General features: G+C 70.3%; 19 protein-coding genes. 7 read left to right on the top strand and 12 right to left on the bottom strand.

Going from position 1 to position 16,705, the window contains the following annotated elements; translation table 11 throughout:
* Positions 1–15: 15 nt before the first annotated feature.
* The 5 genes from PKE84_RS12345 to PKE84_RS12325 all read right to left on the bottom strand — a co-directional run bounded on the left by PKE84_RS12345 (position 16) and on the right by PKE84_RS12325 (position 4,810).
* A complete protein-coding gene (locus PKE84_RS12345; RefSeq protein ID WP_271177551.1) occupies positions 16–678 on the bottom strand; it encodes a DedA family protein in 663 nt (220 codons plus the stop codon).
* A 62-nt stretch (positions 679–740) separates the two neighbouring features.
* The gene (locus tag PKE84_RS12340) at positions 741–2,294 is read right to left on the bottom strand and encodes a glycosyltransferase family 39 protein (RefSeq protein ID WP_271177550.1); all 1,554 of its coding nucleotides are present in this window, start codon (positions 2,292–2,294) and stop codon (positions 741–743) included.
* Positions 2,295–2,448: 154 nt separating this feature from the next.
* A complete protein-coding gene (locus PKE84_RS12335; protein ID WP_271177549.1) occupies positions 2,449–3,429 on the bottom strand; it encodes a sensor histidine kinase in 981 nt (326 codons plus the stop codon).
* Complete coding sequence (locus PKE84_RS12330; RefSeq protein WP_271177548.1) at positions 3,426–4,088, bottom strand: response regulator transcription factor; 663 nt, start codon at positions 4,086–4,088, stop codon at positions 3,426–3,428. Before PKE84_RS12330 ends, PKE84_RS12335 begins: the two co-directional genes overlap by 4 nt.
* 11 nt (positions 4,089–4,099) lie before the next feature.
* Entirely contained in the window at positions 4,100–4,810 is a 711-nt protein-coding gene (locus tag PKE84_RS12325) for a phosphatase PAP2 family protein (protein ID WP_271177547.1), read from the bottom strand.
* Between the two features lie 113 nt (positions 4,811–4,923).
* Here PKE84_RS12325 and PKE84_RS12320 point away from each other — a divergent pair, with 113 nt between their 5' ends.
* Positions 4,924–5,682, top strand: coding sequence for a COG4705 family protein (locus tag PKE84_RS12320; protein WP_271177546.1), 759 nt, complete (start codon positions 4,924–4,926; stop codon positions 5,680–5,682).
* 16 nt (positions 5,683–5,698) lie between these two features.
* Here the strand turns inward: PKE84_RS12320 and PKE84_RS12315 are convergent, their stop codons facing one another.
* Both PKE84_RS12315 and PKE84_RS12310 read right to left on the bottom strand, forming a co-directional pair.
* Positions 5,699–7,090: a pyridoxal phosphate-dependent decarboxylase family protein gene (locus tag PKE84_RS12315; RefSeq protein ID WP_271177545.1), complete on the bottom strand. Its 1,392-nt coding sequence runs from the start codon at positions 7,088–7,090 to the stop codon at positions 5,699–5,701.
* Positions 7,091–7,316: 226 nt separating this feature from the next.
* Positions 7,317–8,912 (bottom strand): MFS transporter, encoded by a 1,596-nt coding sequence (locus PKE84_RS12310; RefSeq protein WP_271177544.1) that lies wholly within the window; start codon positions 8,910–8,912, stop codon positions 7,317–7,319.
* 62 nt (positions 8,913–8,974) lie between these two features.
* Here PKE84_RS12310 and PKE84_RS12305 point away from each other — a divergent pair, with 62 nt between their 5' ends.
* Positions 8,975–9,823: an alpha/beta fold hydrolase gene (locus tag PKE84_RS12305; RefSeq protein ID WP_271177543.1), complete on the top strand. Its 849-nt coding sequence runs from the start codon at positions 8,975–8,977 to the stop codon at positions 9,821–9,823.
* On the opposite strand, the gene PKE84_RS12300 is transcribed toward PKE84_RS12305, so the two are convergent.
* From PKE84_RS12300 to PKE84_RS12290, 3 genes are all read right to left on the bottom strand, one after another.
* Positions 9,820–10,626, bottom strand: coding sequence for an esterase/lipase family protein (locus tag PKE84_RS12300; protein WP_271177542.1), 807 nt, complete (start codon positions 10,624–10,626; stop codon positions 9,820–9,822). The two genes, PKE84_RS12305 and PKE84_RS12300, sit on opposite strands and share 4 nt — an antisense overlap.
* Positions 10,627–10,747: 121 nt before the next feature.
* A complete protein-coding gene (locus tag PKE84_RS12295; RefSeq protein ID WP_271177541.1) occupies positions 10,748–11,104 on the bottom strand; it encodes a hypothetical protein in 357 nt (118 codons plus the stop codon).
* 79 nt (positions 11,105–11,183) lie between these two features.
* A complete protein-coding gene (locus PKE84_RS12290) occupies positions 11,184–12,056 on the bottom strand; it encodes a serine/threonine-protein kinase (protein WP_271177540.1) in 873 nt (290 codons plus the stop codon).
* A 236-nt stretch (positions 12,057–12,292) separates the two neighbouring features.
* On the opposite strand from PKE84_RS12290, the gene PKE84_RS12285 reads away from it, so the two are divergent.
* Entirely contained in the window at positions 12,293–12,466 is a 174-nt protein-coding gene (locus PKE84_RS12285; RefSeq protein WP_271177539.1) for a CsbD family protein, read from the top strand.
* A 119-nt stretch (positions 12,467–12,585) separates the two neighbouring features.
* Here the strand turns inward: PKE84_RS12285 and PKE84_RS12280 are convergent, their stop codons facing one another.
* Positions 12,586–13,614, bottom strand: a complete 1,029-nt coding sequence (locus tag PKE84_RS12280) for a PHP domain-containing protein (protein WP_271177538.1) — start codon at positions 13,612–13,614, stop codon at positions 12,586–12,588.
* A 65-nt stretch (positions 13,615–13,679) separates the two neighbouring features.
* Between PKE84_RS12280 and PKE84_RS12275 the strand changes: the two genes are divergently transcribed.
* A complete protein-coding gene (locus tag PKE84_RS12275; RefSeq protein WP_271177537.1) occupies positions 13,680–14,003 on the top strand; it encodes a hypothetical protein in 324 nt (107 codons plus the stop codon).
* A gap of 38 nt (positions 14,004–14,041) precedes the next feature.
* On the opposite strand, the gene PKE84_RS12270 is transcribed toward PKE84_RS12275, so the two are convergent.
* The gene (locus tag PKE84_RS12270) at positions 14,042–15,343 is read right to left on the bottom strand and encodes a serine/threonine-protein kinase (protein ID WP_271177536.1); all 1,302 of its coding nucleotides are present in this window, start codon (positions 15,341–15,343) and stop codon (positions 14,042–14,044) included.
* A 138-nt stretch (positions 15,344–15,481) separates the two neighbouring features.
* On the opposite strand from PKE84_RS12270, the gene PKE84_RS12265 reads away from it, so the two are divergent.
* From PKE84_RS12265 to PKE84_RS12255, 3 genes are all read left to right on the top strand, one after another.
* The gene (locus PKE84_RS12265) at positions 15,482–15,982 is read left to right on the top strand and encodes a MarR family winged helix-turn-helix transcriptional regulator (RefSeq protein ID WP_271177535.1); all 501 of its coding nucleotides are present in this window, start codon (positions 15,482–15,484) and stop codon (positions 15,980–15,982) included.
* A 126-nt stretch (positions 15,983–16,108) separates the two neighbouring features.
* Positions 16,109–16,273, top strand: a complete 165-nt coding sequence (locus PKE84_RS12260) for a hypothetical protein (RefSeq protein WP_271177534.1) — start codon at positions 16,109–16,111, stop codon at positions 16,271–16,273.
* A gap of 45 nt (positions 16,274–16,318) precedes the next feature.
* Complete coding sequence (locus PKE84_RS12255) at positions 16,319–16,576, top strand: DUF6458 family protein (protein WP_271177533.1); 258 nt, start codon at positions 16,319–16,321, stop codon at positions 16,574–16,576.
* The last annotated feature ends 129 nt before the right edge of the window (positions 16,577–16,705 follow it).

Here is a 16,705-nt window from a genome sequence, read left to right as displayed (position 1 = left end):
CCGCCCGACGGGCGGTCAACTGTCGGCGTCGACCTTGCTGCGGCGCATCCGGAGCACGATGGCACGGACGATCACCGGTCCCACCGACAGCACGACGACGCCGATCAGGATGAGGTCGAGGTACGTCGCCACGAAGTCGGCCACACCGGGGATGTGCCCGAGCCCGTAGCCGATGAGGATCACCGCGGCCGACCACACCACGGCGCCCACGATGTTGTACGCCGTGAAGGTGGAGCGGCGCATCCTGCCGACACCCGCCGCCACCGGCGCGAAGGTGCGCACGACGGGGACGAACCGGGCCACGGTCACCGCCGCCGGGCCGAAGCGGTCGAAGAAGCGCTGGGTGCGTTCCACGCTCGCGCGGCTGAACAGCCCGGATTCCCGCCGTTCGAAGATCGCCGGGCCGCTCTTCCTCCCGATCAGGAACCCGACCTGGTCGCCGAGGATCGCGGCCACCGACACGCACAGGATGATCAGCCAGAGCGGTTGCGGGATGTGGCCGGAGAGCGTGAGAACGCCGGTGAAGAACAGCAGGGTGTCGCCGGGCAGGAAGAACCCGATGAGCAGGCCGGACTCGGCGAACACGATCGCGCACACGCCGAGCAGCGCCCACGGTCCCGCCCCGTCGATGAGGGCCTGCGGGTCGAGGAGTCCGGCATGGATGGCGATGGGTGACACAGGGTCCTTTCGGGTGGTGGTCGGTCGGCGTGTGCGGCGGAACCTGCGGCCCCGCCGGGTTGTCAGCGCTCGAGCTCGATGATGAGTTCGCGATGGGTGGCGATGCGCGTGCCCGTCTGAACGAACCCCTCGCGTTCGAGGGTGTCAAGGCCCCAGCTGTCCGGGGTCGACGGCGTGGCGGCGAACTCGACCAGCCACACGCGTTCGATACCGACCAGCCGGTTGCGCTCGTCCGCCTGGGCGACGGAGTAGGCCCGGTCGTGCCAGGTGTCGTTCTGGGTGAACGGCACGTCGAGGGTGACATCGGTCAGACCCGCGAAGCCCGCCGGATAGGTGTGCAGCGCCAGGCGCGGCCTCCACGACGGGCGCACCGACTCGTCGAAGATCACGCCGTCGCCCGGATGCGCGTTGGCCCCGATCTCGGCGCTCACCTGGGCCCAGTCGCTGTCGTTCTTCGCGTACGGCGTGCGCTGGCCGATGTACACGGGAACGATGAGGGCGACGATCAGGGAGCCTGCGGCGATGCCCGCCCACCGGCGCCTGTCGGCCAGAGCCCGGATGCCGCACGCGATCAGGATCGCCGCTGCGGGCGCGCAGAACGAGACGTAGCGGGCGGTGAAGTCGGGGATCACGGCGTGGGCCGTGATCAGGATGCCCGTCGGCACGACGAGCCAGGCGATGGCGACGCCCTCGAGCGTCGGGAGGCCGCGCTTGGCGATCCACGGGGCGGGATCCGCCGTCGCCCGGATCTCGCCGCGACGCCTGCGCCATGCGACCACGACGGCGACGACGATGAGCGCCCACGCGCCCGCGGCCACCCACCACGTGCCGAACCACAGCGCGTCGAACAGCGTGGGGAGGGTCACCTGCTCGGACATCGCGAGGTAGGAGATCTGGTTCCGCTCGATCAGTCCCACCAGGCCGAGGGGAACGGACGCGAGGGCGGCCCCGGCGACCGCGGCGCCCCAGCCGATCAGGGTCGAGCGTCGCGCGCGCACCGATGCCAGGATCACGGCATGCACGGCCGCGAAGAGTGCGACGTACAGGAAGAAGTACGTGCCGACGGCCAGCACGGCCCCGTACGCCACCCACCAGCGCATCCGCACCTCGCGGCGGTGCAGGATCTCGATGAGGAGCGCGGTGAGCCAGGCGGCGGCCGCTGCGCTGAAGGCGTAGGAGCGGGCTTCCTCGCCCATGTAGGTCACGCGGGGCAGGATCACGCACACCGCGCCCGCGATGATCGCCATCCGCCGTCCTTCGAGCCGCCAGGCGACCACGACGACTGCGGCGGTCGCGAGCCCGACGGCGACGGCGCTCGGGAAGCGCAGAGCGAACGGCGAGGTCCCGAAGACCCGGATCCACCAGTGCAGGCCGAGGTAGTAGGTGCCGTGCACGGCGTCGACGTGGCCGAGCATCCCGGCAAGCGAGGGGAGAGAGCGCTCGGCGGACATGACGCTCGCGGCCTCATCGCCCCAGAGGGACGGGATCCACGACCCGGCCGCGGCGATCGACGTCGCCAGGAGGCCGGCGATCGAGGCGACGAACCAGCGCGCGCCGGTGAGCGCGCCGATGGCGGCGCGCGTGCGGGGTGTCGGCTTCGTTGCGACGAGTGACATCGAGACCTCCCCTCTGATGGCGAACGGTCTTCCCCCAGTTCAGCCCGTCCGGTCTCAGAATCCTCCAAGAGAATGCAGGGCTGATCCTTCTGAGGTGTACATCTCGGGAACTTCTGTGGAAGGTCCGCGCACGGAGCGCGGGCGGCCGCGCGCGTCAGGCGAGGGGCAGGCTCAGCTCGAGCACCGTGCCCTCCTCGCTCGTCTGCGCCACGTCGACGCTGCCGCCATGGCGCGCCGCGATCTCCCGCACCAGTGCGAGACCGATCCCGAAGCTCGGTCGCGCCTCGGCTCCTGCGGGTCGCGGCGCCCGCGCGAAACGGTCGAAGATGCGCTGCGGGTCGATGCCTTGGATGCCGGGGCCCGCGTCGGCCACGGTCAGCAGCATCCTGCGCCCCTGGGTTCTGACCGTCACCGTGATGGTGGAGGCGTCGGGCGCGTAGGTGAGCGCGTTGTCGACGAGGGCGGTCACGCAGCGTTGCAGACTCGCGATCGGCACCGCCACCGACGGCTCGCCGTCCGCGTCGAGGGCCACCCGGATGCCACGTGGTTGCGCCAGCACCCGCATCGCGTCGACGGCGCGCTCGACGGCCGGGACCACCGGGATCGGCTCGGGGGACGCATCCTGGGGGTCGGCGGCGAGGAGCAGATCGTTGACGATGTCGATCAGCGCCCGGGTGTCCGCGCGCAGCTCCTCGACGATCGGCGAGGAGGGGTCGTCGGCCGGGAGTCTCCGTTGCAGGATCTGCAGCCGCGCGTCGAGCACGGCGAGGGGCGTGCGGAGCTCGTGGCTCGCATCCTGCACGAAGGCTTTCTGCATGTGGAGGGCCCGGCCGAGCGGGCCGACCGCTCGGCGCGTGATGATCAGGCTGGCCACGCCGGCGACCGCCACCGCGAGCACCCCGACCACGATGAACGCCACCAGCGCCTCGGTGGTGTCGATGTAGATCTTGTGCTCACCAGGGCGCGGCTTCTCCGCCAACTCCGACGGCCGCAACTGGTCGAGCACGAAGAAGAACGCCACCCCGATCGCGGCGATCACCAGGGCGCCGGAGGCGATGGTGATCTGCAGGCCTACGATCCGCGAGGCGCGTCGGACGGCCGTGGCGTCGATGTCGGTCTCGGAGCGGCGGCTCACGGCTGTCCCAATCGATACCCCTCGCCGCGCACTGTAGCGATGAGGTCCTTGTCGGTCTTGCGGCGCACGTAGTGCACGTAGGTGTCGACCGATCCGGGCTGGTCGTTCTCGAACACCTCACGGAGGATCTGGCGGCGCGTGAAGGTGCGGAGCGGGTTCTCGGCCAGCAGCCGCACGAGCGCGCTCTCCCGCACGGTGAGCTGGATGCGCCCGTCGTACGGCGAGTAGATGCAGCGGCTCTCCGGATAGAACTGCCACTCGCCGATGGGCAGCGCCGGTCCCTCGCCGGTGAACGTGCGGGTGAGCGCTCGCAGCCGCGCGAGCAGTTCGTCGAACTCGAACGGCTTGACCAGATAGTCGTTCGCGCCGGCGTCGAGCCCGTTCACCCGGTCGGCGACGGCGCCGAGCGCGGTGAGCATCAGGATGGGCGTGACCACCCGGCGCGCACGGAGCGTCTCGACGATGGTCACGCCGTCGGTCCCCGGCAGCCGGCGATCGACCACGATGACATCGAACGGGTCGGCCAGCCCGACGCGCAGACCTTCGTCGCCGTCGGCGACCAGAGTGACGTCGTAGGTCTCGGCCAGGACCTGCTCGATCAACGGTCCGAGGCGCGGGTCGTCCTCGACCAGCAGCACCTGTTGCCGTTCACGCTCCATGACTGCTCAATCTACTGGGGCGGTCCGGGTACTGGGCCGGTCCCGCTACTGACCCGTTCCGCCCCCACCCGGGCGTACGCCCACTCGACCAGGGCGTTCACCAGGACGACGGCGGCCGTCGTATAGACGAGGCTCGCGACGACATCGGTGAGGTAATGGACCCCCAGGTACATCCGCGAGAACGCCGTGAGCAGGGGCACCACGACCGCGATCGCGGTGAACAGCGGCCGAAACCGACCCCCGCCGACGCTGATGAGCAGGGCCAGGCAGTACGCCGTAGCGAAGGCGACGTGACCGGAGGGGTAGCTCAGCGACGACGGCGTGCCGACCAGCGAGTTGGACAGCGCGGACATGTCCGGACGCGGTCGTTGCACGATCGCCTTGATGAGATCGTTCCCGAGCCACGGGATCATCACCAGCGTGAGGAACGTGACCATCGGCCGCAGGCAGCGCGTTACCGCGAGGACGATCGCGGCGGTGACGACCACGATCACGGCGGCGATCACGGGGGAGAAGAGCCAGTTGATCCCGAGCGAGAGCGCGTCGAGCCAGGGTGTGTGGGCATCGCTCAGCGCCTGCAGGATGCCGAGGTCCCACGAAGTCACAGCCGCCGAATCGCGGATGATCAGCCCGGCCAGCACGACGGCCAGGATCACGACAAGGGACACGACGACCGTGAGGGGTGTGAGCGGTCGACGCGGCCGGGGAACAGCACGGGGCACGGGAGATCCTTTCGACAGTGCCCGAGTCTCGTCGTCGCGCTACAAGACGCGGCTAAGAAAGCCTGGCCCGCCATCTCAGCGGTTTCTTAGTGCGGGGGTGGCACCGTGTTGCCGTGCTGCGCAACAAAGTTCCCGAAGTGACCGCCCTGTTCTGGGTGGCCAAGGTCCTCACCACCGCGATGGGCGAGACGACGTCCGACTTCCTGGTGCACCAGATCGATCCGCCGGTCGCCGTCGCCGGGGCCGCCGTGGTGCTCGCCGCGACGCTCATCCTGCAGTTCGCGGTGCGCCGCTACATCCCCTGGGTCTACTGGCTCGCGGTGTTGATGGTCGCCGTATTCGGAACGATGGTCGCCGACGTGATCCACGTGCAGTTCGGCGTGCCGTATCTGGTCTCGACGTCGGCCTTCCTGGTGATCCTGGCCGCCGTGTTCGCCGTCTGGTACGCCACGCAGCGCACCCTCTCTGTGCACCACATCGATACACGCCCGCGCGAGTTCTTCTACTGGGCAGCCGTGATGACGACCTTCGCGCTCGGCACGGCCGTCGGCGACCTGACCGCGGTGACCTTCAGCCTCGGCTACCTGGCGTCGGGCATCCTGTTCGCCGCGCTGTTCGCGCTGCCGGGCGTCGCTTACCGCTGGTGGGGGCTCGGCGCGACCGCCGCGTTCTGGATGTCGTATGTGCTGACGCGTCCGTTCGGCGCGTCCCTCTCGGACTGGCTGGCCCTGCCGCCCGCTCGCCACGGACTCGGTTTCGGCACGGGCGCGGTGAGCCTCGTGCTGTTCGCCGGCATCGTGGTCTGCGTCGTGGTGATGTCGGTGCGCCGCCGCACCCCGACCGGCGAACTGCCCGACGCCGTCGCCGCGTGACCGGCCGGCCGCGCCGTCAGACCATCGTGTCGAGGATCCCCACGAGCTGCTCGAACGTCGTCATCGGGTTCAGGATGGCGAACCGCGTGTTCGGGCGCCCCGCGTGCGAGCTCGGCGTGACGAACGCGCGCTGCTCGTCCAGCAGCCGGGCCGACCAGGCCGAGTAGTCGGCGCGGTCCCAGCCGTCGCGCTCGAACACCACCACGGAGAGCTGCGGCTGTCGCACGAGGCGGAAGCCCTCGCGCGACTCGATCTCGGCCGCGATGCGCTGGGTCAGCCGCAGCGACGCGCTGACCGCCTCGCGATAGGCGTTCTCGCCGTAGGTCGCGAGCGAGAACCAGAGGGGAAGCCCGCGCGCACGCCGGGTGAGGTGCGCGGCGTAGTCCGACGGGCTCCACTCGGCGGTCTCGGTGAGGGTGTCGAGGTATTCGGCGTGCTGCGTGTGGGCGCGGCGCCCCGCCTCGGGGTCGCGGTAGATGAGCGCGCAGGCGTCGAACGGGGCGAAGAGCCACTTGTGCGGGTCGACGATGACGGAGTCGGCGTGCTCGACGCCGGCGAACCGGTGGCGGGCGAGCGGGGAGAGCATCCCGGCCAGGCCGTAGGCGCCGTCGACGTGCAGCCAGAACGTGAACTCGGGGCGCAACGCGGCGATCGTGGCGATGTCGTCGACGATCCCGAAGTTGGTGGAGCCGGCGGTGGCAACGACGGCGAATACGGCAGCGCCGTGCTCCTCGAGCGCCGGGCGCACGTTCGCGCCGCTCAGCATGCCGCCCTCGGCGGGGGTGACCGGCACCACGTCGACGTCCATCACCCTAGCGGCCGAGGCGATCGACGAGTGGGCCTCGGCGCTGCAGACTATCTTCCATCGTGCGGGCAGCTCGGCGCCGGCATCCGTCAGGGTTGCGCGGGCGTGATCGCGGGCCGCGACGAGCGCGGACAGGTTGCCGAGCGTGCCGCCCTGCACGAAGACGCCGCCGGCGGTCTCGGGAAGACCGAACTCCTTCGCGAGCCACGAGAGCACCTCGTTCTCGGCGTAGACCGCTCCGGAGCCTTCGAGCCACGAGCCGCCGTACACCGCGCTGGCCGAGACGACCAGGTCGAACGCCGTGGCGGCCTTGGTGGGCGCGGTCGGGATGAACGACAGGTACTGGGGGTGGTCCGTGGTGATGCAGGCGGGAGCCAGCACGTGCTCGAAGAGCGCGAGGGCGCGCTTGGCGCCGATGCCGTTGTCGAGGATCGACGAGCCGGCCAGCCGACGCAGCTCCGGTTCGGCCATCGGCTTGTCGAGCGGGGTGTCACTGCTCAGGATGCGCCGGCGCGAGTAGTCGAGCACGAGGTCGACGATCTCCTCGGTCTCGTGGGAGACGGCGTGCATCCGGGTGGCGGGCGTCTCGTTGTGGCGTTCCATGGTGTCCTCTCTGGGCCGCGCGGCGCGTGCGACGGCTGGTGGCTGCGGCGACGGCGGGTGCGGCTACGACAGGCTGCCACATCCGGATGCGCGAATGCACATTTGCGAGCGCAAGGCTCCGTTCGGCGATTGAATCGTGCGCCATTCAGTGCTTTGACGCAGAAAACGTGCGCTACGCCGCTTCGGCTCGCCATGCGCCCTCGGCTCCTCATGCGCCCTCGGCTCCTCACGCGCCCTCGGCGGCGGTGTAGTGCCGGACGACGACGGGCTCCGACGACAACGCCGACGCTGCGCGCACGAGGTCGAGGTCGTATTGGGTCTGGCGGTCCTCGTGCTGGGCCAGGTGCTCCCGCCACGATCCGGTGCTGAACTCCTCGAGGTAGGTGTTCTCCGCGTCGCGGCTGCGGTACAGCACCCAGTGCCGCGCGCCCGTGCGCCGGCGGCTGCGCTCGAGCATCCGCATCGTGTCGAGGAAGTCCGCCTGCTTCTCCAGCGGGATGACGTAGGTGAGCAGCACCAGCGTCGCCGCCTCGTCGGACTCGTCGCCGACGGGGACGCCCGGCAGCTCGCTCAGCGGCAGCGGCGCGGTCGACCGGTCCATGCCCTCCGTGCGGATCAGCGGCCAGATCAGCTGCGACGCGGCGGCCGCGACGATGATGACGGACGCTCCGACGATGACCGCCGGGATCCCGAACACCTGCGCCAGGATGCCCGACAGGATGGCGCCGGCCGCCGTGCTCCCGAAGAACACCAGCTGGTACACGGAGACGCCGCGGGTACGCACCCAGACCGGCAGGAACGCCTGCACCGCGCCGTTCAGCGACGCGACGACCCCGATCCAGGCGACGCCGATCACGACCAGCACGGGGATGATCAGCAGCAGCGGCGCGTCGAACGCGAGGACGAGCATCCCGATCCCGTAGATCGCGGACGCGACGAGCGTGAGCGTGTTGAGACCCCAGCGGGCCCGGATGCGCGGCAGCAGCAGGGACCCGCCGATGGCGCCCACGCCGAGTGCGGTGAGGAGCAGGCCGTAGCCGCCGGCGTCCAAGTGCAACCGCCCCTCGGCGACCAGCGGAAGCAGCGCCCACATCGCGTTGGCCGGGATCACGAAGAGCGCGAGGCAGATGATGATGCGCCGCACAACGCCCGCGTTCCAGACGTACCGGATGCCCGCGCGCGTGGCGTCGACGAACGGCTCGGCACGCTGCGGCGGGGGATGGTAGCCGCGCCACCCCAGCAGGATCACGAGGAACAGTACGAACGTGGCCGTGTCGATCAGGAACACGGCGGGAACCCCGATGAACGCGATGAGCGCTCCGGCGACGGCAGGCCCGATGGCCCTGGCGACGTTGACGCCGATGGAACTGAGCGCGGCGGCGTTCGCGATCTGCGCGCGGGGCACCAGCTCGGGGACGAGCGCCTGATACGCCGGGAGCTGCACCGCGCTGCCGGCGCCGAGCAGGAACGTGAGGGTCAGCAGCAGGCTCGGCGGCATCGCCCCCAGCCAGGTCAGCACGGTGAGCAGCAGGCCGACGACCACCTGGAACGCCTGAACCGCGATCAGCAGGCTGCGCCGGTTGAGGAACTCGCCGAGCACGCCCGAGGGCAGGCCGAGCACGAGGAACGGCAGCGCGGACGCCGCCTGCACGAGTGGCACGAGCGCGGTCGCGTTCGGCTGCTCCACCAGCAGCCACTGGGCGCCGACGGTCTGCATCCACGTGCCGATGCTGCTGACGACCGAGGCGATCCACAGCGCGCGGAAGATCGTGACCCGCAGGGGCGCGAGCGCCGAGAGCGATTCCGTGCTGCTGTCGTTCATCCGTGCCCTCCGACGGCCTTCAGCGATAACGTCGGGGGAATACTACGACGACGAGGTGGCGGATGGACGACGGGGCGGAACTGACGGTCGGCGATCGCGCGGTGCGGTACTACGACACCGGGCCGGTCGGCGCCGCGCCCGGCGGCGGTGGTCTCACCGCGTTCTGGCACCACGGGACGCCGCAGACCGGCCGGCTCCTCGCGCCGGTGGTGGAGGCGGCCGCCGAGCGGGGCATCCGGATCGTCTCGGTCACGCGCCCGTCGTACGAGGGGAGCTCGCCGCTGCCGGGTCGCTCGATCGCCGCTGCGGCGCGCGACGTGCTCGCGGTCGCGGATGCGCTGGGCATCCGGAAGTTCGCGACCGTCGGGGCGTCCGGTGGCGGGTCGCATGCGCTCGCCTGCGCCGGCCTGGCTCCCGACCGCGTGTTCGCCGTCGTGGCGCTCGCCGCGGTCGCCCCGTACACCGACGAGATCGGCTGGTTCGACGGGATGGCGGCGGACGCCGCCCTCCGGTCTGCGCGCGAGAGCAGGGACGCCCGCGCGCGGTTCGCCGAGACCGCCGAGTTCGACGAGAGCAGCTTCGTCGGCGCCGACTGGACGGCACTCGAGGGTGCCTGGGGCGTGCTCGGCGCCGACGCGGGACGGGCGGGAGGCGCGGGACCGGGCGGCGAGATCGACGACGACGTAGCCTACGTGAACGACTGGGGCGTGGAGCTCGCCGAGATCGAGGCGCCCGTGCTGCTCGTGCAGGGCGGCCTCGACCGTGTCGTGCCGGCCGCGCACGCCCAGTGGATGCTCGGACGCCTGCCGCGCGCCGAGCTCTGGCTGCGCCCGCGCGAGGGACACATCTCGGTGCTCGGTGCACTGCCGGTGGCCTTCGACTGGATCGTCGACATGGAACGTCCGGCCTAGCCTGCGGGATCGCCGCCCTGCTCGCCGTCCTGCTCGCCGTCCTGCTCGTCGGGGCGTTCCGGGTCGCCGAGGCAGTCGTCGATGAGCGCGAAGAGTTCCGCGCTGGCCAGGATGCGGAAATGACCGCCGACCGGCAGCTGCACATTCCGCGCGCCGTCGAGCGCGCTGCCGTTCGGGATGTGCGGGTCGAACCACCCGGAGACGGAGACGATCCGGGCGTTCGCATCCGACGCGAGGGCCAGCTGCCGCAGGGCTTCGTCCGACGGCTGCAGCGACCGCACGCTCTGGAACGGCACGAACCGCGCCAGGGTCGATCCGGAGAACGGCGTGCACACCGCGACGAGCAGCCGCACGCGACCGGTCACCTCGGGGATCCCGAGCAGTTGCTTGGCGATGAGGCCGCCCTTGCTGTGCGCCACGATCGTGACGTCGCGCAGATCGTGCCGCTCCAGGTACTCCGCGACCGTGCGGGCGCCGTCGGCGATCGAGCCGAGGTTGCGCTCGAGCGCGGTGATCACGTGGACCGGATGCCCGCTCTCGTGCACGTGCCGCGCGAGCGGCCGCAGGAAGCGCCACGTCTCGAAGATGCCGGGCAGGAGCACGACCGGCGCGCGATCGCCCTCGATCTCCACGAGCGCCTCCGGGGTGCCGCGGTCGAACTCGGCGCGCACCTGGTGCCGGATGGCGTACTCGTAGTCGGCCGCCACAACGCCCGCTCGCCGCAGCAGTCCCAAGCCGCGACGGCCCCAGTCCTGCGCGACGGCGGCTGCCGCCCCCGCCTGTCGTGCCGGTCCGTCCGTCATCCGGACTCCCTTCCTCCTGCACCGCCGTGCCCGCGCACCCAGCGAACTCTGTTTCGCCGTCGTTCGCCAGTACTGGACCGATGAGTGTTCACCATCGGGATGCCCGAGGCGACGCGGCGCGTCAGCGCAGCGGGCGCAGGTGCGCCGGGGCCGGCCAGGCCAGCGTGTACTCGATCCGGGGCGCCCCGACAGCGCTGGCCGCGCCGAACTCGTCGTTCAGCAGCCGGATGCCCTCGGTGCTGACCTCCGTGATCCGCACGCGCCTGCGCTCGCCGTCCTCGAGCTCGAGCAGGTACGGCTCCGCGAGGAAGCCGAGGCCGCGCTCCTCGAGCTGCTCCTCCGCCGACAGCCAGTCCGTCGCCGCGCTCACGTCGCGCCCGAGCAGGTCGACCGGCACGAACGACTCCCCCTCCGGGCGCATCCAGCCCACGAGCTCTCCGTCGTGGCGGCGGTGTTCGATCCAGTCGGTGATGTCCACCGCACGACGCTACCGCTCGGCGGCCGGCGCCCGCATCCGTGTGACAGCGAAGCAGTTCCCCGGCGCTACGCTCCCGGCGCTACGCCTCCGGCTGACGGTGCCTGCCGACCGCGGCGATGACCGCCTCGCGGAACGCCAGGGCCAGCTCGGCGGCATCCGGCCGGTCGGCCGGCTCGCGCGCGGTCATCCGGGTGAGAAGCACGCTCCAGTCGTCCGGGAGGTCAGGCGGGATCGGCGGGTCGTTCTGCAGCCGGGCCAGTGCCGAGTCGACGATGCCGCCCGGGAACGCGATCGAGCCGGTGAAGCATTCGAGCAGCACGAGACCGAGCGAGTAGATGTCGCTCGCCGTCGTCGCCTGCTGATGCGAGGCCTGCTCCGGGCTGAGGTAGGCGGCGGTGCCGGTGGTGACGCCCGACTCGTCGGGATGCGGCTCCGACGTGTCGACCGCGATGCCGAAGTCGGTGAGCCGGGCGCGGGCGCGGAAGGCCGACGTGCCGTACTCGACGAGCATGACGTTGGACGGCTTGATGTCGCGGTGGATGACGCCCTGCGCGTGCACGTACTCGAGCGCTTCGGCGAGGTCGAAGGCGATCTCGCTGATCTCCCGCACCGACAGCCGGCGCTGGGCGAGCGTGGTCGCGAGGTCGGAACCGGAGACGAGCTCCATGACGAGGAACGGACGGGGGTCATCCGGTGCCGAGTAGTCGACGCCCGCATCGATCAGCGACACGATGCCGTGGTGACTGAGGCGCGCGAGAGCGCTCAGCTCCGTGTGGTGCTGCTCCATATCGGCCTGCCCGCCGGAGCGGAAGACCTTCAGTGCGACCTCGCGCCCCAGGATCTCGTCCCGGGCACGGAAGATCGTCGCCATGCCTCCCCGGCCGACGAGGCTCTCCGGTCGGTACCGGCCGAGCAACGCAGGAACGGTCGGCTCCGATAACGCTGCCATCATGCCTCCGCTCGCCAGTGTAGAGAACGATCCGGGAGCCCGCGCATCGGAGCGCGGGGGTTGACATGCGCGCTCCGGATGTGCGATTCGGCCGGAACTCCGGCGAACCCGTGCACTTGCCGAAAGGTTCGTCTACCCCATAGAGACACCCGGATGCACGGCGTACGTTCCCCAGTGTTGTCGCTCCGGGCAACGCGAAAGCACGGTTGCCGAACCGGGCAACGGGGAAAGGACATCACATGGGTGCATCGGACAAGATCGAGAACGCCGCTGAAGACGTCAAGGGCAAGGCCAAGGAAGCAGTGGGCCACGCCACCGGCAACGACGAGAAGGTCGCGGAGGGCAAGGCCGACCAGGCCAAGTCCGACGTCAAGCAGGCCGGCGAGAACGTCAAGGACGCGTTCAAGCACTGATCCACGTGCCGTGCGCGGCGCCTGCCGATCGCGTGCCGCGTCGAGAGAAGGGTGAGACTCCGTCCACGGGTCTCACCCTTCCTCTGTGTCTGGGGGTCAGCAGTCGCGGTCCGGGCGGGTCAGCGGTTGCGCGGTGAGCCGAGCCAGTCCAGCAGGCGGTCGAGCGGCCACGTCGTCACGATCCGGTCGAGCGGCACCCCGTTGGATGCCGCGCGTGCCGCCCCGTACTGCAAGAAGTCGAGCTGGCCGGGGGCGTGCGCATCCGTGTCGATGCTGAACACGCAGCCGGCGTCGAGGGCGAGGGCGATGAGGTCGTCGGGCGGGTCCTGACGCTCCGGACGCGAATTGATCTCGACCGCGACATCGTTTTCGGCGCAGGCGGCGAACACCGCTGCCGCGTCGAATTCCGAGGGCGGCCGCGTTCCGCGTGAGCCCTCCACGAGGCGTCCGGTGACGTGCCCGAGCACGTTCGTGTTCGGATCCCGGATGCCTGCGAGCATCCGGCGCGTCATGGTCGCGCGGTCCGACCGCAGCTTGGAGTGCACGCTCGCGACGACGACGTCGAGGCGGCCGAGGAGCTCGGGTGTCTGGTCGAGTTCGCCCGATTCGAGGATGTCGACCTCGATGCCGGTCAGCAGCGCGAAGCCGTCGCCCGCTTCGGCGTCGAGCCGTTCGACGAGCGCGAGCTGCTCGGTCAGTCGTTCGGCATCGAGGCCGTTGGCGACCTTCAGGTTCGGCGAGTGGTCCGTGATCGCCTGGTATTCGCGACCGAGCGCCTGCGCCGCCGACGCCATCAGCTCGATCGGTGTGCCGCCGTCGGACCACTCGCTGTGACTGTGCAGATCGCCTCGCAGCGCGGCGAGCACGTCGCCCCCGCCATCGGCCAGCGGATGCGCACCCGACTCGCGCAGGCCGGCCAGGTAGTCGGGGACGCGCCCCTCGAGCGCCTGGGTGATCACCTGGTACGTGCGGTCGCCGATCCCCTTGGTGCGCTTGAGGCGGCCGTCGTCTGCGCGACGCTGCAGCTCATCCGGATCGAGGGAGGCGATGATCGCCGCCGCACGCCGGAACGCCTGCACCTTGAAGCTGGGCGCCAGCTCGCGTTCCAGCCAGAAGGCGATCTCGTTGAGCGCGTCGACAGGGTTCATCTGCCCATCATCCCCGTGTGCGCCGGTGTGGGCTACTGTGGCACTCACCCACAGAGGAGGATCACGTGAGCGAACGCGCCGAAATCGCCTTCGAAGGCCTGCTGGAAGAACTGCTGCAAGACCCGGATGACGACGTCGCGGCCACGGAAGGCGCTCTGTACGTGCATGGTCGGCTCTTCGCGCGCCTCGACGGAGACGCGCTCGTGGTCGATCTGCCCGCCGAACGCACGGCCGACCTCATCGAGCGCGGCGTCGCCGAGCCGGGATCCGCCGGCGTGGTCGAAGCGCGGGGCGCCTGGGCACGCGTCGGCGACACCGAGGACTGGCCCGAACTGGCGAGCGAAGCCCACCAGTTCGTCGGTGAGCCCGCGGTCGGCAAGGACTCGTAGCACCGGAGTCGTAACACCGCGATAGCACGGTCGGGGCGTCAGCCCTTGTCCTTCTTGACCTTGCCCTTCCCGGGGCCGGGGCCGTCGTCGTTCCCGGGCTTCCCGTTGCCCTTCCCGTTTCCCTTGTCGCTCGGTGTCGTGGTGGGCGTCGCGGGAGTGGACGCCGGCGGTGTCGTGACCGACGGGGTCGGCCGTGGGCTCGGGGGCGTGCTGCTCACGGGGGCGACGGGTGCCACGGTCTGCGACGGTGTGTGCGAGGGGCCGGCGGCGGGCGCGTTGGCGCCGATCCACGCGCCGACGCCGATCACCGCCGCGACAGCGACAGCGACCACGGCGACGGCGACGATGGCGCCGATGAGTCCGCGGCGCGGACGCCTGGCGGGCGGCTCCGCAATCGGCGGCGGGGCCGACGCCTGTGTGAGCAGGAGCGTCGGGTCATCCGGCGCGGCAACCGCGGCAACACCCGCACCTGCGGCGCCCGCCACGACCGTCGCGGGCGCCGTCTCATCCGCTCCGGGCGCCCACCCGTCCAGCTCGGCGGCGTGCTCCCTCGCCCGTACGGCGACCTCGAGCGCATCCGGTCGTGCCTCCGGCGGGCGCGCCGTCATCGCGGTGAGCAGCTCCGCCCACGCGGGCGGGAGGTTCGATGGCACCAGCGGATCGCGCACCACCCGGGCGCCAAGCGACTCGGCAGCGGTCCCCGGGAAGGCGCGGTTTCCGGTCAGCGCCTCGATGAGCACGAGGCCGAGGGAGTAGATGTCGGCCGGCGGGCCGGGTTCGGCGCCGTGGGCCTGCTCGGGGCTCAGGTAGGCGGCCGTGCCGATCACGATGCCGTTGCTCGTGATCCTCTCCGATCCCACGAGATGGGCGATGCCGAAGTCGGCGAGCTTGCCTCGGTAGGGCACCGACGGCAGGCCGGTGAGCGCGAGCAGGATGTTCGCCGGCTTCAGATCGCGGTGCACCACCCCGGCCGCGTGCACGGCCACGAGTGCCTCAGCGAGTTCGACCGCCAGCGCGGCGACCTCAGGAGCCGGCAGCGGACCGCGCTTCAGCTCGTCGCGCAGGCTCGGTCCGTCGACCAGTTCCATCACCAGGTAGCTGGGATCCTCGTCGGCGTCGGACGCCGCGAGGTGCGCATCGAAGAGGGTCACCAGGTTCGGGTGGTTGAGCCGGGCGAGCAGCTGGGTCTCGGCGCGGCGGCGTGCATCGTCGCTGGCCTCGCCTGCCGCGAACACCTTGACGGCGACGGCCCGATCGAGCTGCAGGTCCTGCGCGCTGTAGACGGTGGCCATACCCCCGCGTCCGATCACGCGGACGAGTTGGAACCGTGCACCGAACACGCGTCCGGTCGGGTGGTCGATCGTGGTGCTCCTTTCGTGAGCCCTAGAGTCCGGACCACTGTAGACGCCTCCGGGCCGATCGCACAGTCACAGGGAATACCTAGATTAACTAGCGATTTCGGGTCTTGAATGGATGGCGTGACAGACGCTCCACCTCCTCCAGGCGACGCCGGAGGGTTCCCCGACTCGCCGGGAACCCACGCCGTGCTGAACGCACTGCGCGCCTACCGCGCCGCCGAAGCGGCGATGCGCAGGCGCAAGGGCGTCACGATGAACATGAGCGAGAACGACTTCCTCGCGCTGCGATTCATCCTGGCGAACGACCAGACCGGCACGGTCACCAACGCCAAGGACATCGCGCACTACCTCGGCATCTCGACCGCGTCCACGTCGGCGCTCATCGGGCGCCTCGTGCGCGGAGGCTACGTGCAGCGGCGGGCGAGCCGCACCGACCGCCGCTCGGTGGAGATCATCCCTCTCAAGGCCGACGATCCGGGCATCCGGGATGCTGTCGGCGACACGCACTCGCAGGTCATCCTGGCGGCGGAGTCGCTCAGTCCGGAAGAAATGCAGGTGGTCACGCGATTCCTTGACCGGATGCGTTCGGCGGTCGACGAGATCGACGACAGCAAGGCCTAGACCCTTACTCCGATTTCCATGAGATTTCTATGCCCCTCTCCCCACTTGCTAGTTTCGTGAACTAGTTGTTGCATGGGTGCGCTGACGGATCGCAACCGCGATCCGCATAAGAAGGAGTTCCCCACAATGAACATTCTCCTGATCGTCATCGCGATCATCGCGATCATCCTGCTTCTCACCGGAGGCTTCGTCTCGTCCCTCAACTTCCTGCTCTGGGTCGGCATCGTGCTGCTCGTCATTGCAGTGGTCGTGTGGCTGGTGCGGATGCTCACCGGAAGCCGTCGAGTCTGAGGACGGCCTGACGAACGACAACAGAACGACAAGGAAGGGAAGCTCATGAGCCTCGGAACCGGAATCGTGCTCTTCGTCGTCGGCGCCATCCTCGCCTTCGCGCTCAACGTGCAGGTGTCCTGGATCGATCTCCACCTCGTCGGCTACATCCTCATGGCCGCCGGCGTCGTCGGAATCATCCTGGGTATCGTCCTGATCACGCGTCGTCGCACTGCAGTTTCGACGACGCGCCAGGGTGTCGACCCCGTCTCGGGCGAGCGTGTCACGCGCCGCTCGACGGACGTCGACGACACGACCATCTAGACCTGGGAGTCCACAACCCCCGAAACGAGGCCCTTACCGACCCCTGGGGCCTCAACGGCGAGCGGGCGTGCTTCGGCGCGCCCGCTCGACCATTTAAGCGGCGTCTTTTCGCCGTGCGTCGCGCGTCCG

The sequence above is a fragment of the Leifsonia poae genome, from assembly GCF_027921845.1.
Classification (GTDB): domain Bacteria; phylum Actinomycetota; class Actinomycetes; order Actinomycetales; family Microbacteriaceae; genus Leifsonia; species Leifsonia poae.
The sequence above is the reverse complement of the archived record's forward strand: the minus strand, read 5'-3'. Positions and strand labels throughout refer to the sequence as shown.